This window comes from Microcystis sp. M061S2 (genome assembly GCF_020245605.1).
Classification (GTDB): Bacteria; Cyanobacteriota; Cyanobacteriia; order Cyanobacteriales; family Microcystaceae; genus Microcystis.
The window spans coordinates 24,266-46,387 of sequence record NZ_JADBUP010000062.1; the positions used below are offsets into that span (position 1 = coordinate 24,266).

The window sequence follows — 22,122 nt, forward strand, 5'->3', positions numbered from 1 at the left end:
TAAGTATGATTAATCGCCAAAGTTTGCTGAGATTCGCCCACAAGTTTAATCTCATTTTATTGATAATCGCTACAGTTTTTTGTCTTTGGGGTAATGCTGCTTTTGCCCATCGTCCCCATGATGTAATTAGTCAAGTGGAAGTTTCTCCCGATTTCCAGACAGATAATACAGTATATATCTTAGTGCGAAATAACTTTTATAAATCTAGCGACGGAGGTAGCAACTGGAAAAGATTAATTCAAGGTTTAGATTATAGGGGGGAATTAAGTTCCTTATCCCTATCTCCCCTCAATAAAAATATTCTCTATCTAGCTTCAAGATCCGATGGTATTTATAAAAGTGAAGATGCGGGGGAATCTTGGCAGAAAGTTAATCAGGGTTTAGAAACTAACTTTATTAACTTCCTAGAAATTGCCCCTTCCGATCCCAATATAGTAGCGGCAGTGGGATTAGAAAAAGGGGTTTATTTAACCGAAGATGGCGGTCAAAATTGGTCAAATATTTTCCCCACCACGGCACTGATAACCTCTCTAGCTATTACCCCCAACAATCCGGGGCGAATTTTTTTCGGGGATGAAGAAGGTAAATTATACAGTTCCTCCGATGGGGGGAAAACTTGGCAGAATCTCCCCTTACCTGCTAATGTGGGGGCAGTGGATACAATTGCTTTTTCTCCTAATCTAGACAGGGATAAAACCTTTTTTGTCGGTACAAAAGAAGCAGGTATTTTTAAAACAGTTGATGATGGTAAAACCTTCCAAGCTGTTAACGAAGGAATTAAAGATAAAATCATCGAAGACATTGCTATTTCTCCCGACTATGCCCGAAATTCAACCCTTTATGCCATCACTTGGTATGACGGAATGTATGTTTCCCAAGATGGGGGGAAAACTTGGACAAAAATGAGCGAGGGTTTAACAAAAGATACACAAGCTGATGATTATAAAGTTCCCCATTTTATGGATTTAAAAATAGTTCAAGATACGATGTTTTTAGGGGGATTTAATGGCTTATTTAAAACCACGGATAGCGGCAAACAATGGCAGCAAATAGAAACTTTAGCCCGGGGAACAGTTATCGCCATGGCGGTTTCTCCTAATTATGCCGAGGATGCCACTGTCGTCATCGCTAATTATGTAGGCAATATCTTCATCAGTCGGGATAAAGGGGAAACTTGGACACCAATTAATCGCGGTTTAGAGGTTTATCGACTTGGTAAAGATCCCGAAGAATCAGGACAGGATCCCCGGCGTTTCTTTGACATTGCCTTTTCTCCTAACTATGGAGAAGATAGAACTATTTTTGCTGGGTTTTTACGCAATAGATTTGCCAAATCCGCTAACGGTGGTGATTTATGGAAAATTATCGAAATTGATGAAGGAGTCCGCGGTCCGAGAATAGTTCCTTCTCCAGATTTTGCCAAGGATAAAACTCTTTTTCTCACCAATCAACAGGGACGAATATTTCGTTCTACCGATGGAGGAAATACGGTTAAAAATATTAGTGAAGTGGGCAGAATTTCTGGTAATTATGCCCCTGCTATGGTAGCTTCCCCCGATTTTGCTAAGGATAAAACTTTGTTTGTCACGGGAAAAGAGGGTATTTATCAAAGTGTCGATGGTGGACTAACTTGGAAAAATGTCAGCCAAGGAACCCCCCTATCAAAAAGCTCTAATGTGCAGTTGGCAATGTCTCCCAATTATCCCAGCGATGGAACTATTTTTGCTGGGACAATTTCTGGTTTGTTTGTCACCAAAGATGGGGCTAAAAGTTGGACAAAATTAGAAAAACCGGGGTTTAATCCCAATACCTCGGTAGAAACCATTGCTATCTCTCCTGATTATGCTAATGATCGCACGGTAATGGTTAGTTTACAGGGAGATGGATTGTTTAAATCTACCGATGGAGGAGAAACTTTTAAATCAATTGGTGATCCTAAAATACCCCTAGTGAAAATTCATAGTATCCCTTCCTCTGGTATCTCCGTCCAGTTTTCTCCTAATTACGCTCAAGATAAAACTTTATTCGGTTTTGGTGGCGCTAAAACTACAGTTTTTCGTTCCACCGATGGGGGAGAAACTTGGACAAGTGTAACTATTCCTCCTCACGCGGAAGAAAATACACCCCGCTATAAAATCGGTGAATTTTTCTCTGGTCCCCTTGGCACAATCTTGCGCGTGGTTATCCCGATTCTCCTGGCAATCGCCGCTTATTTTCTGGTGGGTTTCTTGAAACTGGAGAAAGTTATTAATCTTCCTAAATCCTTCTTCCCTATGGCAGGGGCATTTATGATTTTTCTCTTTGTTTTCTTCGCTATCATTAGTCAAGTTTAGCGGAAATTTTGACCGGCGGGGCTTGACAAATCCCGCCGCTTGCCTTATACTTATATGTATAATGGGAATCCGTGCCTGCCTGCGACCTCTAATTTTTACAGCAGTTATCCCCTCAGACAATTAACCATCGGCAACGTAGGGATTAACCATCTTAGTGGGGTCAACAATGCGATCAAAATCCGCTTCCTCGATGTATCCCAGTTGCAAGGCTGCCACTTTCAGAGTTAAATCTTTTTCTAGGGCATAATGAGCGACGTAGGCAGCCTTTTGGTAGCCAATCACGGGACTTAAGGCAGTCACCAGCATCAAGGATTGATTTAAAAAAGTCTCAATTTGTTTTTGATTAGCAGTCATCCCCTGAACCAAAAACTGACAGAAATTACCGCAACCATCAGTGAGCAGCCGGATAGACTGCATGAGATTATGAATCAACAGCGGTTTATAGACATTCATTTCCAGATGTCCTCCGGCGCCTCCCATCGTCACCGCTAAATCATTAGCCATCACCTGCACTGCTATCATCGATAAAGCTTCGCATTGGGTGGGATTAACTTTCCCCGGCATAATTGAAGAACCCGGTTCGTTTTCCGGCAGCTGTAATTCTCCTAATCCACAACGGGGACCACAGCTAAGTAAACGGATATCATTAGCAATTTTATACAGGGAACTAGCGATAGTTTTCAATCCCCCGCTCAAGAAAACTAGAGCATCGTGGGAACCTTGCACGGTAAACTTATTAGGGGCGGTAATAAAAGGTAATTTGGTCAGATTAGCGATTTCGGCAGCCACATCTCGATCAAAATCTGGGGGAGCATTAATTCCCGTACCGACGGCAGTTCCTCCCAAGGATAAACGATAGACTTTTTCTAGACATTTTTCTAGCCAATCGCTGCCATCATCCAATAAACCCACATAACCGGAGAATTCTTGTCCGAGGGTTAAAGGGGTGGCATCCTGTAGGTGAGTACGACCAATTTTAACTATATTTGCCCATAATTGCGCCTTTTCATCGAGACTATTCCGTAATAGTTGCAGACTGGGAATTAATTTTTCCTTGACTGCCAAGGCAACGGCAATATACATGGCCGAGGGAAAGGAATCATTAGTCGATTGGGACATATTAACATGATCGTTGGGATCCACGGGAGTTTTGCTACCCAGAGGATTCCCCGTCAGTTGACTACAACGATTGGAGATGACTTCGTTGATGTTCATGTTAAATTGGGTGCCACTTCCCGTCATCCAAACGTAGAGGGGAAAGTTATCTGCGTGTTGTCCGGCTAAAATTTCATCGCAGACTTGACAGATAAGGTTTTTTCTCTCCTGACTGAGACGATTTTTTTGCTGATTGACAATTGCACAGGCTTTTTTGAGAATGGCATAGGACCCGATCATCTCCCGGGGCATGAGATTATCACCGATACTAAAGTATTGTAGGGATCTTTGGGTCTGCGCTCCCCAAAGTTTATCGGCAGGTACGGGAATTTCTCCCATGCTGTCTTTCTCGATGCGAAATTCTGTCATCTTTAAGTTACTTCTGCATCTGGACTGAAAAGAGGGGGGTTACAGGGCGACACGGATTCCCACTATAAGAAAATTATAAGTCAAGTCTAGCTAGTTTGTCAAGCCCTATAGGGACTTTTTCTGTCGGCATTTTTACCCGGGAGGTTGACAAGAACAACTGGCAGGGTGCTGGGGCGATTAGGATGATTAAATGAGACAAAAACTGTGATATTTTAGGGAAGATAATCGGTAAAAAAGACGGGATTGGAGACTATGGACACAGCGATCGCATTAAGTTGGACATTGGGAATTATCTTAGGGTTGATGACCCTTTTGTTTATCTTAAGGATCGTGCTGACTTGGAATCCACAGGTAGATTTAAATAGCTTTCCCTTTAATATTATTGCCTGGCCCACAGAACCTTTTTTAATCCCCGTGCGTAAACTCATCCCACCCTTGGGAGGAGTTGATATTTCTCCAATTATTTGGGTGGGAATTTGTACGCTGCTGCGGGAAATTCTTCTCGGTCAACAGGGTTTAATTACCATGGCCTTTAAATAATTATTTAAGCGACTAGAATATGCTGACATAATTTATGTTCTAACTCTCGTTCCTCTTTTTCTAGGGTAAGAATCGCCTGTGTGATAATACTTTTAACATCCATACCCTGGTCGGATTGTTTTAACCATTGTTGTGCAGTGTTACCCTCGCGGAGGATTTTTTGTAGGGGAGAGAGGAAACAACTAAAACCCCTTTCTTTAGCGATCGGATAAACTTGAACATAGAGATCTTTAATCCAATCCCTAGCTAAGATTTCCCGGCCATCGTACCAATGTCTCAGGGTTGCATCAAGACTAAAACGCGCGGCGGCCTGTTCGTTTTCTTGGGTTAAAGTTAATAAATCCTCGCTGCGATTGCTGCTGGGTAATTGACTTAAAATTAAGGGGTCTAATTGGGTATCCTGTAAAAGTTGAGTTAAACGGGCCTCTAAAAAAGCCATAACTGCTAATAAACTAATAGGATTAGCAATCAGGTCACAAATTCGCAATTCTAGACGATTGAGATTATAGGGACGATTGCTACCGTTAGGACGTACTGACACCCAGAGATGACGAACATTCTGCATCGTACCGAGCTTTAATTGTTCCTCGGTCCAGGTGACAAAATGTTTATGACTTTCAAAGAGGGGAACATAAGCAGGAGTTTGGGGGAAAACTTGCCAACGACGGGAATGGGACCCAGTGATTTTCCCATCAAGAAAAGGAGAAGAAGCACTTAAAGCCAAGTATAAAGGAGCTTCTAGGCGAATTAAGCGACAGGCACGCATTAAATCCTCATAATCGCTAATACCGACGTTAATATGAATACTGGCCGTGACTACATTAGTGCCGTAGGTCTGTTCAATATAGTCATGATAGGGATTGTGGGGGTCACTGCGATAAAAATGTTGACTATCGCCCAAGGAGAGGGTACTGCCAGGGATGAGGGTATAATCGCCTAAACGACGCAAATATTGCCGTAGAGCTAGACGAGGTTTTAAAGTAGCGCATAAAAGACGGTCATAGTTAGTCATGGGAGCCGTAGTATATTCTACGTTACGACTATCCGGTTCCCGGACAAAACCATCCAAATCCTTGACAATGCGATCGGATAAACCGATAATTTCTCCGGCTGCTGTTCCGGTGTACATTTCCACTTCAAAACCTTTACTTAGGAGCATCGTCAATTCACCCTGCTGTGTCTATTTTGTAGTGTGACATTATTTTGACTGTAAATGACGTTCAATCAGCAGAATCGCCACTATATCATCAATGGGACGATCGGGAAGACGCATCCCCTGGGGGATGAGTTTCTGTAATCCTTTGGGGGGGAACATTTGCCAATAGCGATCGCGAGCTTCTAGGGTACTATTGCGTTCATCTACTAGAGTAATCGGGACGGTGACACGAGCGGCAATTTTTTCGCGCCAACTTTTTGAGGTGGTTTGATTCCCCATCACCAATAATTCGATCGGATATTGTTGACAGAGACTAGCTAAACGCTCGATCGCTTGTGACGATGCTATCACCTCATGGGTATAAATTTTCCCCGTCGACGACCTGACCGCGATCCCACATTTATCCTTACCCGGATCAAAACCGAGAATACACATAGTTTTTATCTTCTGCAGCAGTGGTCGGTTTTATTAAATCACTAAATTAGCAACTGTCTTGATTGTCAAGGGTGTGGGCTTCGGCCGTGAGCTCAGCCGAACGGGTGTGGGAAGTGGGGATAATAAATAAAAATAGTCTCGGAGTCTTCTTAATACTGTCTCCTGACAAATATGATAATGCTCAACGGATTTAGTCTCGCTGAAAATTTAACGGGAGAGATAGCGGCTTTGAGTACGGCGGCGCTTTGGGCGATTTCTGCCGCGATTTATAGCCTATTAGGCCAGAAAATCCCGCCTTTATTGCTTAATTTTCTGAAAGGAGTAGTCGCGATCACTTTAATTGCCCTGACGCTGCCCCTTTCCGGACAATGGCGCGGTATTAATCAACAAAGTTCGGTATTTATACTCTTGACAAGTGGCGCAATTGGTATAGGAATCGGTGACACGGCCTATTTTACCGCCCTCAATTATTTGGGACCGCGAAAAACCCTACTGTTAGAAACCCTTTCGCCTCCGTTGGGGGCGATTCTAGCGGCGACTTTTTTGGGGGAATCCCTGAAAATATCGGCTTATATTGGCATGATTTTGACCATCTTCGGGGTTGCTTGGGTTATTTCCGAAAAAACTCCCGAAATCAATAGTCAACGTCCTTGGCCGCGAGGAATTGCCTGGGCTTTAATCGCAGCGATTTCCCAAGCGGTGGGGGCGGTTTTATCTCGTCAGGCACTGGTGGAGTCGGGAATGTCGTCTTTGCAGAGTACCCTTTTTCGTCTGTTAGCGGGGACGGGAATAGTGTTAATTCTGATGTTTTTTCGCCGTCAAGAATCATCACCAGCGATTAACTGGTCATTGCGTCTGATTGCTATTATTATTATCACCGCTTTCGGCAGTACGTTTTTAGGGATATGGTTACAGCAAACTGCTTTAAAATTCTCTCCTGTGGCTATTGCCCAAACTCTCACCGCCACCAGTCCTTTATTTGTCCTGCCGATCGCTGCCATGATGGGGGATCGGATTAACTTGCGGGCGATTTTCGGGGTGATTATCGCTTTGCTAGGAATTGGGATTTTGTTTCAATGAGTGGTTTCTCCGTCGGTTTGTAGTCTTGTTTTAGCAATAATGCGGGTTTTCTTTAAATCCCCCTCGCTCAATTCTTCTCCCACCTGTAAACGGGTGGCATTAGTTTGGAGGACAGTGGCGGCGTTTTTCTCTCCTAATTGTAGGGCCGTTTTGGCCGCGGTTTGTAGCATAGTGACGGCGGCGGCTCGATCGCCCTTTTTTAATTTTTCTTCAGCGATTTGGGTTTGACGATATTTGGCTAAAGTCAGAATTGATTTCTGAACTTGCTCGTTTAATTGGGATTGATAGAGAGCTTGGGAGGTGATATCAAGGTTAAAAGTCGCAGTTTCTAGCCCTTTTTGACCGGAAGCGGGATCATCGTAGCGAATCTTCACCTTAGCTATGGTGTGAGTACCAGGGGAAATTTGGTCAATATAGAGATTGAGGAGGAGAATTTTTTCTTCATCTATCATTAAATCCCCCAAACGGGTGATGTAAAAATTGCCCTCTTTTTGCAAGCTCATTTCTATGGTTTCCGGGGCAACTTGGGCAATGGGTTTTAAGTCGGCTAAATGAGTCTGGGCATCTAATTCTAATTGCAGGAAAGCGTTAGTTAACCGGACAGATTGCAGACGGTTAAACAGACGAGTAAATTCAATTAAAGCTTGTTCGGGTCTTTCGATATAGGATAAACTTCCACCGGCGATATCGGCAATTTTTTCTAGGATATCTTGATTCCAATGATCGCCAAAACCGAAGGTATTTAAGGTGATACCGTACTCAGCCGCTACTGCGGCTAATTTTAAACAGCGTTGATTATCTCCGTGTTCATTTTCACCATCGGTAAGCAGAAAAATATGAGACACATAACCTTTGCTGCCGCTGGAACTTTCTTGAATACCTAATTTTATCCCTTCATCGATCGCCGTACCTCCTCCCGCTTGTAATCGTTGAATTTTTGAGCGAATTAACGTCAGATCATCCTGTCGCGATTGGGAGGGAAGAATAACTTTAGCGCGATGATCGAAAGCTATCACCGAGAGACGATCATTAACCCCGAGGGATTCTATTAAACTGAAAGCCGCTTTTTTGACCGTTTCTAGGGGTTTTCCCTGCATAGAACCGCTATGATCCAGAACTAAACAAAGATTAATCGGTAAATTTGTGTTGATCTGTTCACTGGTTGCGGCGATCGATAGCATCAGTTGACGTTGACTGCTGCTCTGATTAGCATCGATATTACTGTCACTCAAGGCCGATTTTAGAATTACCCGCATAAGAGCTTGTGGTCGTTGATATTTATATTGTAATGAGTATAGTTAGATTTGTGGTTATTTTCCCGTCCGGCATCGAGTTAAACCAATTCGAGAAGTGGCTGCATCTCATTATTTCTACAAATTTGACAGGCAGCGCCAGAAGTTCTTGTTTGAATTAGCTCTAGCTCGGTTATCAGTTATGAGTTATAGGTAAATTTACTGAGGTGATATTTTTCTCATTTTCCTAGGCTTAATTAACCTGATATCCACAGATTTAACTTGATCTTAAAAATTAGGAATTACCAAAAAAAAGAGCCTAAATCAATCAATAAGTCCTTAACAAAAATAAAAAAGGAATAAATGCGGCTCTCTTACTCTTTGTGTGATAAATTTAACTTATATAGGAGCGACCGATCTTTGTGTCCTTTGTGTCTTTGTGGTTCGTTCCACTCGCTGGCCAGCAGAATTATATCTTATACCATTTCTCTAAATGAAAACTACACATCGAATTTAAGTCCCCCTTTTTAAGGGGGATTTAGGGGGATTAAACTTCTGTAGTCAGACTTTGGAGAATTGGTATTAGAATACATTTTACCCACCAAACCCAAGAGAGCCTAAATACTAATGTTGAAAGCCTCTATTAATGGCACTTTTGCTCCTTGACTGTTCCCTTTTTGTTAACCACAAAGACAGGAAGTTAGGACTTTAACTAAGGGAGAGAAGGAAGGTGAGAAGAACCATTCATTAAAGCGGCGATCGCTTGTTCTAGGGCCAGGGAAATATGGGTCCAATGGGTTCCCCCCTGACAAAAAACGATATAGGGTTCCCGTAGGGGTCCATCGGCAGAGAATTCCGAGGTGCTACCATCGATAAACGTGCCACCAGCCATCACTACTTGGCTCTCATAGCCCGGCATTTGGGCAGGAACGGGGTCTAAGTAGGAACCGATGGGAGAATAGGCTTGAATGGCTTTACAGAAGGCAATCAGCTTATCGGGGGAACCGAGTTTAATCGCTTGAATAATATCGCGTCGAGGCACAAAAGGAGCGGGATTGACCGGATAACCCAACTCATCCCCCACATAGGCAATTAAATGACTGCCTTTCATCGCTTCTCCCACCATTTGCGGCGCTAGAAACAATCCCTGATAAAGAAGACGATTTTGGTCAAAAGTTGCCCCTCCCTCCCCACCGATCCCCGGTGCTGTCAGACGATAGCAGGCCATTTCCACTAATTCCGCTTTACCTGCTATGTATCCCCCGGCCGTGACAATTGTACCTCCGGGGTTTTTAATTAGAGAACCGGCCATCAGATCTGCCCCCACATCGGTGGGTTCTTGGGTGTTGATAAATTCTCCATAGCAATTATCGACAAAACAGACCGTATTCGGGTTTTGTTGTTTAACTATACGGACAATTCTCTCGATTTCGTCAATAGACAAACTCGATCGCCACGAATAACCGCAAGACCTTTGAATATGTACTAAACGGGTTTGGGGTTTAACTGCTGTTTCTAAAGCCAACCAATCGATCGCACCGGTAGAATCTAGCTCTAATTGCCGATAACTAACGCCAAAATCCTTTAAAGAGCCTTGACCACTGCCCCTAATCCCGATTACTTCCTCTAGGGTATCGTAGGGCGCACCAGCTACCGCTAACATCTCATCCCCCGGTCGAAGAACCCCATACAAGGCACAGGCGATCGCATGGGTTCCTGAAACAAATTGTACCCGCACCGCCGCCTTTTCAGCCCCCAGGGCTTGGGCGAACACTTGATCTAAAGTATCCCGTCCCAAGTCATCATGACCATAACCGCTAACACTAGCAAAATGATGCACCCCGACGCGGTTTTCACGGAAAGCGCAGAGGACTTGACGGAGATTTTCCTTGACCTGTGCGTCAATTTCCGAAAAGATGGGGAGTAGGGCCTTTTCTGCCCTGTGGAGTAGAGAGGGGATATCCATCAAACAATAGATTCTGATCTGTATTGCATTTACCTTAAATGTCGGCTTGAAGAAACTCTCGGTTTTACCTCGGAGATGAAAAGCCGACCAATATAGAACAGCACTTCGACAGGCTCAGTGTCCACATTTCGACACATTTCGACACATTTCGACACATTTCGACACATTTCGACAGGCTCAATGTCAAGGCTCAATGTCAAGGCTCAATGTCAAGGCTCAGTGACACGAAGCACAACTCTAAACAGTTGTGTTAAAATCTAAGAGTCAACAGGTTGAAATGCCGCTCACATCGTGGAAATCCCGTTGCAATAGTACGGCACTTTTGAGGAGAAAAAAGAAGACAAGAGCCACCCGAAAACTCTTAAAACAGGGGAGTAAGTCTTTTCCAAGACTGAAATAAACTAAGAACATTTTGCCGTAAGGCAGATAGGGTAAGGCATACCCGAATCTTGGTTGAAAGACCAAAACGCTTGGAGAGCTATCCACAAGTGGACAACTAGATAACAAGTGATATTCTAGTAGGTTCGGATAGGACATAATCGTGTAAGACGTGAGTAGGGGAAACCAGAAAGCGCAGTGATTAGCTCAAGAATCCCTCGCCTGAGCGCTTCGGGGATTGTCAACAAGCCTACTGATCTTACAACGTCAATCCTTCCGCTGAAAACAGCTGCCAAGGTTGACAATAGGAATGATTAGAGCGGCCCACTTGGGGGGGGTGAGGCTCCCTGTGGTGGGGCACCGGGGGGAGGGCCACCGGCAGCAGGTTCATTCCCCCCACCACCAAAGAGACTTTGCCAAGAAAAACCCTGGGGTGGTCGGGTGTCCGAGGGTGGATTAATTAGGATATGTTCGGAGCCATCGAGTCCGCTTTTAACTTCGGTACGATTGCCGATAGTAACGCCAGTGGTAATGGGGACAAATCGGGGTGGTTGGTTAGGTGCGCCAACAAAAACACCAGTTTGCTCGTTCTGACGGGTAACGGCAATAGTTGGCACGGTTAAAGCGTTTTTCAGTTGGCCGACTTGGAAATCGGTAGAAACATTCATTCCCGCTTTTAATTCCCTGGCCGCCTTTTCTTCTAGGGTCACTTTCACTTCAAAACTGGTGACATTTTGTTCTACCGTTGCCTGGGTGGCAATCAGAGAGACTCGTCCATGAAATACTTTATCTGGATAAGCATCGGCTGTAATCGTCACCTTTTGCCCAACCCGAATCTTATCAATGTTTTTTTCTGCTACATTGCTGACCACTTCATTTTGTGAAACCAGGGATAAAATCGAGGAAGAAGTGGCCGAAGATACGGAACTGCCGGTCGTAGTAGGAGCGACAAAGGCCCCCGGTTCAGCGTAGACAAAAGTAACCACCCCGTCAAAGGGCGCTTTAATGATGGTATCCTCAATCTGAGTTTTGACATTTTGTAGAGAACCCTGAGCAGTAGTCACCTCCGCCCGAGCTTGATCGATTTCCTCCTGTCTTGTTCCTGCTTGGAGAAGGTCTAAGACCTGTTGTTGATTTCTCACTTCCGCCCGTGCTTGAGCAATTTCTTCCGAGCGAGTTCCTTCTTTCAGGAGAGATAGCTTTTCTTGGGATTCAATCACGGCAGCCTGGGCGCTATCCCTGGTTGCCAGTTTTTCGTTTAAAGTCTGTTGAGATATGGCTCCTTCGTTGAAAAGTAGCTGATTGCGACGATATTCATCATCAGATTTTTTGAAAATGGCTTTTAAACCTTCTAAACGAGCTTTTTCTTGGGCAATTTCCTGATAACGATTACCAGCCATCAATTTTTGTAGGTTTGCTTCTATTTCTTCCAGTTTCGCTTGGGCCTGAGCGATTTCTTGGGGACGATTACCGGCGATTAGTTTGCGGAGATTAGCTTGGGCTGCCGCTAGTTTGCCCTGGGATTCTAATAATTGACCCTGCCAATCAGAATCGTCCATTTTAGCAATTATCTGTCCTTTTTTGACAGTATAACCCTCATCTACTAGCAGTTCCTTCAAAATTCCTGCTGTTTTAGGGCTAACATTAACCACTTTTTCCGGTTCCACAGTGCCATTAGCGGAAACGATGATCGTTAGATCCGTCTCTTCCACGGCTACAGGCAGCGGACGGGAACTATCCCGGTGGGGGGTATGCCCAAACTGACGATAGGCGAGAACAATACCACCAATGGCTAAAAATAAAGCTAGTAATCCCAATACCCAGCTAATTGCGGGCTGTTTGTTAAGTTTTTGGAAGGAGGAACTATCTGACATAGTGAGTAAGAAACTGGTGGGTTAATTTAGAGAGAACCTGATTGTTGAACAGTCTGTTCCGATTCCACAGCACCATAATCGAGCTTAATAATATGATCGGCTAGATGAAAATAGCGCTCATCATGGCTAATAACAATAACTATTTTTCCTCTTTCTTTCAGTTGTAGCAGTATCTGTTTATAGAATAGTTCCCTAAAACGGGGTTCTTGGTCGGCGGCCCATTCATCAAACAGGTAGATAGGACGATCTTCTAAATAGGCTGTTAATAAAGCCAGTCGTTTCCTTTGTCCTTGAGATAGTTCTGTGGTGGATAAAACTCCATTTTTGACCGTAACTTTATGGGCTAATTGCAGTTGTATCAGATAATTTTCTACCTCTTGATCGAGATTGGGGCGATCAAAACCGAGAAAACTATCGAATAAGTAAAAATCATAGAAAATTGCCGAGAAATGTTGACGATACCACTCCACATTATCTTGGGTAATACGTTTACCATTGAGATAAATTGCTCCCGATAGGGGTGGGTATAGTCCTGTAATTAGTTTAGCTAAAGTTGACTTGCCGCTGCCATTGCCGCCAATAATAAAGATCAGTTCCCCTGGTTGCCAAGAAAAGCTAATTGGTCCGAGCAGAAACCCCTTTTCATCTGTCCTTGGCGGTGGTGGTGGGTTGCCTTTTTGAGAATAGGGGGGATGGGATGGAAAGGGAATTAGTTTCCTCTCGGAAGAGGGGGATTCTGGTACCAGTGCCGGTAAACTATTGGCAAAATCTTGAGAAAGGCCTTCGGGGAAACCTTCGGGGGGGAAAGGTGGATGGCCTTCGGGGAAACCTTCGGGGGGGAAAGGTGGATGGCCTTCGGGAGAACCTTCGGGGGGGAAAGGTGGATGGCCTTCGGGAGAACCTTCGGGGGGGAAAGGTGGTAATTCTGGGTGATAGAGATAGGTGACAGCTTGAAATTGTAGTTGACAGGAGGGACTGATGGATAAAACTAGGGTATCTGCTTCCGAGAGACTGGAGAGAGATAATTTCATCCTTTCAATTTTTCGCAGGGCAATATTTCCCCGGACTAATTCAGGAATGCGATTGAGCATATTCTGCATTGGCAAGGCGATGAAAGTACCAATTAAAACATAGGCGGCCAACATTGTTAAAGGAATGTCTAAAAACAAAGGTAGAATGAACAGAATAAATCCCAAACTGAGAAACTGAGATAGTTGTCCAAACCCGTTAGCGATCGCAAATCTTTTCATCGCTTTGGTATTTAGTTGCCGAAGCCGTACAGCACTACTCTGCAATTCCTTCTCCATAAAAGCCTGCCTTTTGGACTGATTGAGCTTGAGTTCTTTGATGCCGCTCATCAAGGCTTTAAAATCCTTAAATAGGGTGTCTTCTTCTTCCCTCGACTTAAAAAATAAACGTTCGGCTTTATTCAGGATCGTTTGCACAAACCAGATGGCACTAACAGTAGAAGCTATCGTTAAGACGAAAAGGGCATTAGATAGCCAAGCAAAGTAAACGAAACAGCCGACAACTGTAGCAAAATCCACACAGATATTCGGCACGGATGCCACTGCATGAGTTAGGGTATGAACATCATCGGTAAAACTAACCAAAAGACGATTTTCTTTCAGTCTCTCTAGATGTTCTAAAGGAGAGGACAAAATATTTTTACTCAATTTCACTCGCAGTTCATAGATAGCATTCTGCGAGAGAAAAATCAGCATAAATTGCGAGATCATGCTGGTCACTATAATAAATATTGCCAAGATGCTAAAGTATTGTAGAGCATTGACCGCATGACCCTCATGGACTTCTCGATTAATCAAAGAAATTAAAAGAGCGTTGCCAACACCGCTAACTAAACCTGCTACGATAGCAATAGTGATATGTTTCCAGGATATAGCCAGCAAAAATCTCAAAAATTCCATTAAGTTTGTCCTCCTGTCGGGTGATAGATTTTCAAGGGTGGGGTTAAATCTTCTCTAGGAGAATTCCTTCAATACCGACTCCCGGGGCAAAAGAGAAGGCCAAACCTGTCAAAGATGCGGCGTTTTGACGAGTAACTCCGCTCTTATTTTGTTTAAGAGCTTGCGTCTCACATCCTTGTTCTAATCTTAAGATCATGCGTTCCATTACAAATAAAACCGCACAACTAAGTAGGTTGCCGTATTGACGGAGAACTCCCCAACTATCGGCCACTTGTTCATCATTTAAATCTAGGGAAAGTTGCACTTTTTCAATAATTTTTGTCCCTCCAGGGTGAACCATCCATAAATCAATATCTTCCTTGGTTATCTCATGACTATTCAGAAAATTAGTAATAATTCGACCGACACCAGACTCAATATAATCAGGTAATTGACGGGACAGCAGACAGGTAATACCATTGTCTCTAATGCCTAAGGTAATCCCGTCTTCGGTATTTTCAGCCAGATAACTAAAATTATCCCGAATGATAAATTTTCCTCGACCTTGTATTTGTTCTGGTTCGTAGGCTCCGATTACTACTGCCGCACAACCATCACCAAAAATACTATGAATGATAATGTCATTTAAATCATCTTGAAAAACGGCATTAATAGAACTTAATTCTAAACAAATTACTAAAGCTTTATGCTCAGGGTTGGCTCTTACATGATCACAGGCTACTCGTAAACCATTCATCGCGGCTGCACAACCCATAAAATTAACTGGCACTCTAGCAATGTTGCGTCGAAGTCCTAAACTTTTAATTAATTGAGCATCTATACCCGGAGCAACAAAGCCTGTACTGGTGACGAATACGATTAGACCAATAGAATCCTCGATCTTTTCTGTACTCAAAGGATTATGCTTTTTCTGTTGCTCCGATGCGGCTAAAAGAACTCTTCTCGTCACATCTTCTGCTAGGGGAAGCCCATATTTTTCGTACATTTGCATTCGTTGTTCAATAGTTCCCTTTTCCCGACTAAAGTTAACAGTTTCTTCGGTTAATAAATTAATCGCTAGATGCCTAGTGTCAATCCGGGTATGTTCGTAGATTTTTTCGATACGATGTTGATTCTTCTCTAGACCTTTGAGGTTAGCTAAAAATTTAGCGGCATCCGTTTGTTGGACAAGATTGCCCGGAGTGCCAGTGGCGAGACTTTCAATGACAGGTAAAAACTGAGAAGATTGCATGGCAAATATCAGAACCAGTTTAGGTATTATAGGGAGGGTTTCTGTCAACCAATTGCCTGGAAAGCTAGGGAAAAGTCTGGGTCTTTATTATATCCGTAAGATGCCCAATAATTTTCCCGAAACTTTCCGCCAGAATTTCTGGTTTTTGTTGGCTCAAATCGAACCAATGCCAGCCCAACCTTTGACAATATAGTCTAGGGTTGTTCTTAAGGCTTGCGGGTGAAAATGTTCTTTCAATAAGCCTAACTCTTTCTCTTTGGCTAATCGGGATGGCACGGCTAGATAGTATTTAATTAGCCCTGGTAGGCGGTCAAAAAAGAAGTTTTGAGGTGCCGCCCATTCAACTCCGAATTTTTCCGATTCTTCCCGGACAATATCTTCACTGATGATATTGGCAAAACCACTTTTTTGTTGGGGAAGAACGTGATGCACCCGGTGGGGAGCCAAGCCCGCCGAGAGAAAACAGTCAATATACTTATTACCTACCATGGTCAAATCGTAGGAATTTTTAATCTGCATAACCGCCCAATCTTGGTTTTCCCATTGAGGTGGTGCCATAGGATCTATTGGCGGTTCTTCGGCTTCAAAATCATGACTAGCCACAATCATAAAAGTGCTAATCCAGAGGGTAAGGAAAAACTGCGCTAACCAAGCCCAAAATTGACCGTACAGACAAAAGATAACCAGTTCGATTAATAGTAATAAGTGAATACCAAAACTACCTAAAAAATGGGGTAATCCCAGCTGCCAACTGCCATACATATTCTTAACACCTGCTTTAAAAGCGAGGATACATAATTCCATAATGCGAACAAACATTCCCGTAACCACATGACCTATTTTATGGAATGTATGTACTGGAACTCGATAAAAACGAGGCAATTCTAACATGAAGGTGAAAACATTCTTTTTGATATCAACATCGGTTTGGGTAAAAGGATGATGCAGTAAAGTATGACCGTCTATTACTACTAAAGCGAGGGGAACGTAGTTAATATCAAAAATATTGGCAAATACCTTGTTTAATCCCACTTGTGGCCGATGAATTAGGTAGTGACCTACCCCTGCTAGGGCGATTCTTAGCATAGCGATGAGAGGCACAAATAGGTAAATCGGCATATACTGTCTGGCCTCTAAGTACAGCCCTTGCACCACAAAATAGATAAGAAAAAGACAGATACTGATAACATTAAACAGAAAATCCATGCGCTCCACTTTCTGTTTAAATTCTGGAGAGTAAACTCTGGCTTTAATCTTATTAAGCAATTGTTCTGGGTTGCGGAAATCATAGCGAGGGGTATCCCGCCAACCGTTGAAATGCTCTTTAAATAAGAAGGCAGGAGCGTTGTATTTAGGATGAATATGCTCTGGTCTTCCCTGTTGTCCAAGGGAATATTTTTGCAGGACTTTTTTGACTCTTTCAGGATTGGGATGAAAGATATTGACAATCGTGGTTATATCTCTGTTCTTGGTACGTCCAATAAAAAATTGTCCCCCTGGATGCTTGGCAATAAATTCCGTGAGATCATAGGCTTCTCCTTCATAAATCCAGACATTCGGCAAGGGTGTACCGTCGGGGGGATGGGGCGGTGGTTCGATATCTCCTGGCAAGGGGGGCGGCATGAAGGGACTGACTCCACCTTGATTATGAGGCGCCCCCCGGCCGGCATCTGTGGGCGGCAATGAGGGCATCACTCCCGACTGATTAGGAAATGGTGTTGGTGCTGGGACGTTTTGAGGAGTATTGATTTCTTGTTCTGAGTTCATGGTAAATTTTTATCCTCGTTTGACTATATTTTCTCTGGCAGAATCCTGACCTAAGCTGGCGGGGAAAATCAAGATAAGGCTCTCTTAAGTCTCTGGGGTTGTGTAGATAGGGATTGACGGAGTAGGATGGGATCTAAAAATGTTTTTTTGAGAGGTGCTAAAGGTAAATTCCCAGGGCTTATAGAGGGAAATAACTATGTTATCAGGGAAAAATTAGGAATTGCCAAAATTGTTCTATCTCAAAAAAACGGTATAAAAGTTCTTCGGCAACTATGACATTTCTGCTCTTTGGTAAGCAGACAAGCAACCGAAGAACCAGACCAACTAACTAGGACTGACTCCGTTCAAATACTCGTAAGATTAAATAACCCAAAGCGGCAATTTCTGGCGGTGAGTTTTGTAACATTCCCCCTAAAGCTTGAGCCTGTTCATCATTACCGAGTAATTGTTTTAAGAGTTCTTGATCTTGTTCTGTTAGACGCGGTAGATTGGCCTGTCCTGCCCCAGCTGGTGCAAAGGGCTGCGGTGTCCCCGGAGGATTGTTCTGGGGTCCACCAGGTGGAAACCCTTGATGCGCTCCAGGAGGAGGACTTTGCGGCACACCAGGAGGAGGGCTTTGCGGGGCAGCGGGGGGGTGAGGATGTCTTGGTGTTAACATTGATTGATTTCTCCGTATATTTACTATTTAGTTCTTTTATTATATTCTCACTATTTGCTGGTGATTCCAGATATTTTTTATTTCTTAATAATTGCCTCTCTTGAGCAAAAAAAGAGTTTTAATCAAGTACATAATTACCTAAGCAAAATTAATTACACATATCTAACCCCCCCTTGCCTATTGCCTATTGCCTATTGCCTGTCTTCACTAGGAAATTTATTTTGCACGACTACTTAGTTGAGATAACTCCCAGAAAGCAGACAAAATTGGATACATTCATCTTTAAATGTGGACATAATTGTAACTTACCGATAAAAATAGCAGTTGATAGTCAACCAGCACTGAAAAAATTTACTTTATATTTGTTAGCATAGTGCCATTTTTGACATTCCAGTGCTTAACCTAATTTTTAGGACAAAATTATCCCAAAACACCCGTGGTAAAAACGATGATTTTCTTGCAGACGATTACAAAAATTTATCTTTTAGGCGGGGAGCATCCCAATTTGGCACGTTAGCCATTCTCAGGGGAACTGAAACCCTTTCTATCGCCTTACTATTGGTAATAATTTTACGAAAATGGTATGCTCCCTTTAGGCGAAGTAAGACTGCTATTGGGAGCATCTCATTTATGCAAGTGAGTAATTATATTTATCCATAAAACTGGTTTCTAGCAAGGCTTTCAAAATAGCTTGACATAAAACCTGATTTAGGGGTTACAAAGGTGAGATGCTCCCACTGCTATTTTTAGCTTGACTGACATCTTCCTCACTCCCCGATATCAGCAAAACATATTTGCCTGCTCTGATTTCAGTCTCGTATTGCAGTGCTTTATCCTTGGCAATGCCCAATCCCTCTGTTAGTCCCCCAGTTGCTGAGATTGCGGCCGGATCAAGGCCATCAGTAATCATTTTTTCCACATAACTTACCAGTGTTCTCGCAATCGGTCCGGCAATCAAAACAGGTCCTGTGCCTGGAATAAATAGTATTCCAGCTGCTTCTGCTCCTACTAAGGCCAAGCCAACTGCTGAAGATGGTAATCTTCCGGGCAAGAAATGAGTACAGGGGGGTTGAACCCCTTCCGGATGAAGGGGTTCAACTCTTTCTGAGACAGGAGGTTGAACTCCTTCCAGATGAGGGGGTTGAATGCCCATTGGGTGGTAAGGAGGCTGCATCCCCTCTGGGTGAGGGGGTTGAATTCCTGCCGGGTGAGGTGGGTGGAAGTCTGCACCCTCTATGTTTGGGGTGCCAATGGTTTTTAGCAATGAAAGTTTTTTGATATCGAAGCCTTTTTTTTGTAACTCCAATACAACTGTGTCTGCTTCTTCATTGGAGGGGAATATACCGATGATCGAGTGAATATCTGTCATGAATTTCCTGTTTTTAGTACATATAGTCATTTCAATTAAGATTGAGAATATCAATCCCAAAGTTCATAAGGGTTTTGTCGGTCTAGAGTGTATCAGACTTATCTGAAATGACTATAATTGGATTATATCCAACATTCCGCAGTTCAGATTCCACTTCATAAATATCCCTCTTTGGGAGTATCTTATTTATGCAAGTGAGTAATTACACTTGTCCCTAAAACTGGTTTCTAGCAAGGCTTTCAAAATAGCTTGACATAAAACCTGATTTAGGGGTTACAAAGGTGAGATGCTCCCCCCTCTTTTGTCAAACCTTGATTTATCTTGGGCTGAAACGGCCTAATTTCCTGGAAATTTCCTAAACTGACAAAAGAGGGATAATTTTCGCAAAGCAATATCGTACAAGCCTTGCTCAACAAATTCTCAATAAGGAGGATTCATTATCAATATCAAGAAACAGATTAATTCAAGTGAACTAAATTAGATAAAGCCCTTGCACAGAAAGGCTTTCAGGTTTAATGATTTTTTTTGTTTGTCAACCTGCGGAATGTGGGTATTAAATCACCCCTGGTAAAAACGATGATTTTCTTGCAGACAATTACAAAAATTTACTCTCTAGGGGAAGTGAAAATTCCGGTTCTTCGGGGCATAGATCTGGAAATTCGGTCGGGGGAATACGTGTCCATTATGGGAGCTTCGGGTTCCGGGAAATCAACCCTGATGAATATTATCGGCTGCCTCGATCGCCCGACGGGGGGACAATATATTTTAGAAGGCAGAAACTTAAAGAACTTGGACGATAACCAACTGGCCTATATTCGCAATCAGAGGATTGGCTTTGTCTTCCAACAATTTAATTTATTGTCCCGCTCCACTGCCCTAGAAAATGTCATGTTGCCGATGGTCTATGCCAATGTTCCCAAGCCAAGGCGCCGTCAAAGAGCGATGCAAGCTTTAGCTAGAGTTGGATTGGCTAATTATCTCCACAATCGGCCTAGCCAACTTTCCGGGGGACAACAACAGCGAGTCGCCATCGCCCGGGCCCTAGTTAATCAACCGGCTCTGGTGTTGGCCGATGAGCCGACGGGGGCCTTAGATACACAAACTTCCCAAGAACTGATGGATTTACTAACCGAACTCAATCAACAGGGGATCACGATTGTGATTGTCACCCACGATCCTGATGTAGCTGCCCAAACCAGGCGGGTGATCCGTCTTCAAGATGGCTTAATCGTTTTTTAGGATGTACTGGCCTCAATCCCTTCGTAAAGCGGTAATCGGGTCTAAATGAGCGGCAGAACGGGCGGGAATTACTCCTGCTAACAAACCAACGATAAAAGATAAGCCAAATCCACTGATTATCGACCAACCTGACAAGACAAAGGGAAATCGGAAAATCTGGGCGCTACAGAGGGCGACTAAAATTCCCGATAATACACCGATGCCGCCGCCAGTCAGGGAAATCATCACCGATTCCGCTAAAAACTGCTGGAGGATTGCCGAACGGGTAGCCCCCACAGCTTTGCGAATCCCGATTTCCCTAGTGCGTTCCACCACGGAAACTAACATGATATTAGCGATGCCAATACCACCGACTACTAAGGAAATGCCAGCGATCGCCACTAGCATCACTGTAAACAAACCCACTACCGTGGTCAAGGTTTTGACCACATCTGTTTGGTTTCTAATGCTAAAATCATCGGTTTGAGAAGCGGCGAGATTGTGACGCTGACGCAAAAGATTAGTAATTTGATACTCGGCATTTTTCATCTGATCTTGCTGGTCAACTTTGACATAAATGCCGTTAACGGCCTTACCACTTAAAGAATTATTGCCCACCAGACGAGAAGACATATTGCTCAGAGGAATAAAGACCTGATCGTCGCGATCAATCGAACCTTCGGCACCTTTTGGCTCAAATACCCCAATAATTTCGTAACTATTTTTTCTTTCAATCCAAAGCTTTTTGCCGATAGGATTAGTATCATCGCCAAAGAGTTCTGTTAACAGAGTCGAGCCTAAAATCGCCACTGGTGTCGCCTGTGCCATTTCTTCCTCGGTAAAAAATCGACCTTGGCTGAGTTCTGTATTTCTCGCTTTCATGTAGTTGAGATCGATGCCCACCACATTAGTGGCATGATTGACCTCGCCCGCCACCACCGGTGCTGGACGCTGCAGATAGGCGGAGACCACCTGCACACCAGGAACTTGATTTTGAATAACTTTGGCATCTTCCCAGATTAAGGTACTACTGGAACCGCGGCCGAGACTAATCCCCCCGGTTCTGGCTTCTCCGGGTAAAATTTGTAAAACATTAGTACCTAGAGATTGAATTTTTTGTTCGGTGGCTTTTTGTACTCCTTGGCCTACGGAGGTGAGAGCAATCACGGAGGCAATGCCAATAATCACCCCTAACATGGTTAACAAAGTCCGCAGTTTATTACTCCAGAGGGCTTCGATCGCTATCGAGACAATTTCGCCGATCGCCACGGGATGAGGATGATTAGTCTGAACTATTTGTTTAGGTAAGTTAAGAGTCATTGAGTTCGATGTAATCTGGCTAAATATAGAGTTCTGAGGGGATAAAAGAGATATTTGGGACTTATTTATCTTTTTTTGTCTATAAATTACCTTATTTACTGTTTCTAGAAGAG

The 22,122-nt window shown here is 43.4% G+C and carries 16 protein-coding genes; 4 read left to right on the top strand and 12 right to left on the bottom strand.

Features of this window, described 5'->3' with window-relative positions; genetic code table 11:
* Positions 1 to 5 precede the first annotated feature (5 nt).
* Positions 6 to 2,333 carry a WD40/YVTN/BNR-like repeat-containing protein gene (locus tag IM475_RS11285; protein WP_287727598.1) on the top strand — a complete coding sequence of 776 codons (2,328 nt, stop codon included), beginning with the start codon at positions 6 to 8 and terminating at the stop codon, positions 2,331 to 2,333.
* A 120-nt stretch (positions 2,334 to 2,453) separates the two neighbouring features.
* Here the strand turns inward: IM475_RS11285 and fumC are convergent, their stop codons facing one another.
* Positions 2,454 to 3,857, bottom strand: coding sequence for a class II fumarate hydratase (gene fumC, locus IM475_RS11290; RefSeq protein WP_287727599.1), 1,404 nt, complete (start codon positions 3,855 to 3,857; stop codon positions 2,454 to 2,456).
* Between the two features lie 252 nt (positions 3,858 to 4,109).
* On the opposite strand from fumC, the gene IM475_RS11295 reads away from it, so the two are divergent.
* Entirely contained in the window at positions 4,110 to 4,397 is a 288-nt protein-coding gene (locus IM475_RS11295; RefSeq protein ID WP_287658743.1) for a YggT family protein, read from the top strand.
* A 4-nt stretch (positions 4,398 to 4,401) separates the two neighbouring features.
* Here IM475_RS11295 and gshA read toward each other — a convergent pair whose 3' ends face one another.
* Positions 4,402 to 5,556 (bottom strand): glutamate--cysteine ligase, encoded by a 1,155-nt coding sequence (gene gshA, locus IM475_RS11300; protein WP_287727600.1) that lies wholly within the window; start codon positions 5,554 to 5,556, stop codon positions 4,402 to 4,404.
* 39 nt (positions 5,557 to 5,595) lie between these two features.
* Positions 5,596 to 5,988 carry a pre-16S rRNA-processing nuclease YqgF gene (locus IM475_RS11305; RefSeq protein ID WP_016515004.1) on the bottom strand — a complete coding sequence of 131 codons (393 nt, stop codon included), beginning with the start codon at positions 5,986 to 5,988 and terminating at the stop codon, positions 5,596 to 5,598.
* Between the two features lie 177 nt (positions 5,989 to 6,165).
* Between IM475_RS11305 and IM475_RS11310 the strand changes: the two genes are divergently transcribed.
* On the top strand, positions 6,166 to 7,068 hold the full coding sequence (locus IM475_RS11310) for a DMT family transporter (protein ID WP_287727602.1): 903 nt from the start codon (positions 6,166 to 6,168) through the stop codon (positions 7,066 to 7,068).
* On the opposite strand, the gene IM475_RS11315 is transcribed toward IM475_RS11310, so the two are convergent.
* The 8 genes from IM475_RS11315 to IM475_RS11350 form a co-directional block, all read right to left on the bottom strand.
* A complete protein-coding gene (locus IM475_RS11315; RefSeq protein WP_287727604.1) occupies positions 7,062 to 8,324 on the bottom strand; it encodes a vWA domain-containing protein in 1,263 nt (420 codons plus the stop codon). The genes IM475_RS11310 and IM475_RS11315 overlap by 7 nt on opposite strands.
* 688 nt (positions 8,325 to 9,012) lie before the next feature.
* Complete coding sequence (locus tag IM475_RS11320; protein ID WP_287727605.1) at positions 9,013 to 10,266, bottom strand: methionine gamma-lyase family protein; 1,254 nt, start codon at positions 10,264 to 10,266, stop codon at positions 9,013 to 9,015.
* A 692-nt stretch (positions 10,267 to 10,958) separates the two neighbouring features.
* Positions 10,959 to 12,518 (bottom strand): HlyD family secretion protein, encoded by a 1,560-nt coding sequence (locus tag IM475_RS11325; protein WP_287727606.1) that lies wholly within the window; start codon positions 12,516 to 12,518, stop codon positions 10,959 to 10,961.
* Between the two features lie 26 nt (positions 12,519 to 12,544).
* On the bottom strand, positions 12,545 to 14,446 hold the full coding sequence (locus IM475_RS11330; RefSeq protein WP_287727608.1) for an ATP-binding cassette domain-containing protein: 1,902 nt from the start codon (positions 14,444 to 14,446) through the stop codon (positions 12,545 to 12,547).
* Positions 14,447 to 14,489: 43 nt separating this feature from the next.
* Complete coding sequence (locus IM475_RS11335) at positions 14,490 to 15,677, bottom strand: type III polyketide synthase (protein ID WP_287727609.1); 1,188 nt, start codon at positions 15,675 to 15,677, stop codon at positions 14,490 to 14,492.
* A gap of 153 nt (positions 15,678 to 15,830) precedes the next feature.
* Positions 15,831 to 17,444, bottom strand: a complete 1,614-nt coding sequence (locus IM475_RS11340; protein WP_287727611.1) for a cytochrome b5-like heme/steroid binding domain-containing protein — start codon at positions 17,442 to 17,444, stop codon at positions 15,831 to 15,833.
* Positions 17,445 to 17,772: 328 nt separating this feature from the next.
* Positions 17,773 to 18,102, bottom strand: coding sequence for a hypothetical protein (locus IM475_RS11345; protein ID WP_287658757.1), 330 nt, complete (start codon positions 18,100 to 18,102; stop codon positions 17,773 to 17,775).
* Positions 18,103 to 18,817: 715 nt separating this feature from the next.
* Positions 18,818 to 19,471, bottom strand: coding sequence for a hypothetical protein (locus IM475_RS11350; protein WP_287727612.1), 654 nt, complete (start codon positions 19,469 to 19,471; stop codon positions 18,818 to 18,820).
* A gap of 576 nt (positions 19,472 to 20,047) precedes the next feature.
* On the opposite strand from IM475_RS11350, the gene IM475_RS11355 reads away from it, so the two are divergent.
* Positions 20,048 to 20,710: an ABC transporter ATP-binding protein gene (locus tag IM475_RS11355; RefSeq protein WP_287658760.1), complete on the top strand. Its 663-nt coding sequence runs from the start codon at positions 20,048 to 20,050 to the stop codon at positions 20,708 to 20,710.
* 12 nt (positions 20,711 to 20,722) lie between these two features.
* Here the strand turns inward: IM475_RS11355 and IM475_RS11360 are convergent, their stop codons facing one another.
* Positions 20,723 to 22,009, bottom strand: coding sequence for an ABC transporter permease (locus tag IM475_RS11360; protein ID WP_287727613.1), 1,287 nt, complete (start codon positions 22,007 to 22,009; stop codon positions 20,723 to 20,725).
* Between the last annotated feature and the right edge of the window lie 113 nt (positions 22,010 to 22,122).

Bases quoted from the DNA above. Each gene is read 5' to 3' on its own strand.
- IM475_RS11285 (WP_287727598.1), top strand. From the start codon at position 6: ATGATTAATCGCCAAAGTTTGCTGAGATTCGCCCACAAGTTTAATCTC.
- fumC (WP_287727599.1), bottom strand. From the start codon at position 3,857: ATGACAGAATTTCGCATCGAGAAAGACAGCATGGGAGAAATTCCCGTA.
- IM475_RS11295 (WP_287658743.1), top strand. From the start codon at position 4,110: ATGGACACAGCGATCGCATTAAGTTGGACATTGGGAATTATCTTAGGG.
- gshA (WP_287727600.1), bottom strand. From the start codon at position 5,556: ATGCTCCTAAGTAAAGGTTTTGAAGTGGAAATGTACACCGGAACAGCA.
- IM475_RS11305 (WP_016515004.1), bottom strand. From the start codon at position 5,988: ATGTGTATTCTCGGTTTTGATCCGGGTAAGGATAAATGTGGGATCGCG.
- IM475_RS11310 (WP_287727602.1), top strand. From the start codon at position 6,166: ATGCTCAACGGATTTAGTCTCGCTGAAAATTTAACGGGAGAGATAGCG.
- IM475_RS11315 (WP_287727604.1), bottom strand. From the start codon at position 8,324: ATGCGGGTAATTCTAAAATCGGCCTTGAGTGACAGTAATATCGATGCT.
- IM475_RS11320 (WP_287727605.1), bottom strand. From the start codon at position 10,266: ATGGATATCCCCTCTCTACTCCACAGGGCAGAAAAGGCCCTACTCCCC.
- IM475_RS11325 (WP_287727606.1), bottom strand. From the start codon at position 12,518: ATGTCAGATAGTTCCTCCTTCCAAAAACTTAACAAACAGCCCGCAATT.
- IM475_RS11330 (WP_287727608.1), bottom strand. From the start codon at position 14,446: ATGGAATTTTTGAGATTTTTGCTGGCTATATCCTGGAAACATATCACT.
- IM475_RS11335 (WP_287727609.1), bottom strand. From the start codon at position 15,677: ATGCAATCTTCTCAGTTTTTACCTGTCATTGAAAGTCTCGCCACTGGC.
- IM475_RS11340 (WP_287727611.1), bottom strand. From the start codon at position 17,444: ATGAACTCAGAACAAGAAATCAATACTCCTCAAAACGTCCCAGCACCA.
- IM475_RS11345 (WP_287658757.1), bottom strand. From the start codon at position 18,102: ATGTTAACACCAAGACATCCTCACCCCCCCGCTGCCCCGCAAAGCCCT.
- IM475_RS11350 (WP_287727612.1), bottom strand. From the start codon at position 19,471: ATGACAGATATTCACTCGATCATCGGTATATTCCCCTCCAATGAAGAA.
- IM475_RS11355 (WP_287658760.1), top strand. From the start codon at position 20,048: ATGATTTTCTTGCAGACAATTACAAAAATTTACTCTCTAGGGGAAGTG.
- IM475_RS11360 (WP_287727613.1), bottom strand. From the start codon at position 22,009: ATGACTCTTAACTTACCTAAACAAATAGTTCAGACTAATCATCCTCAT.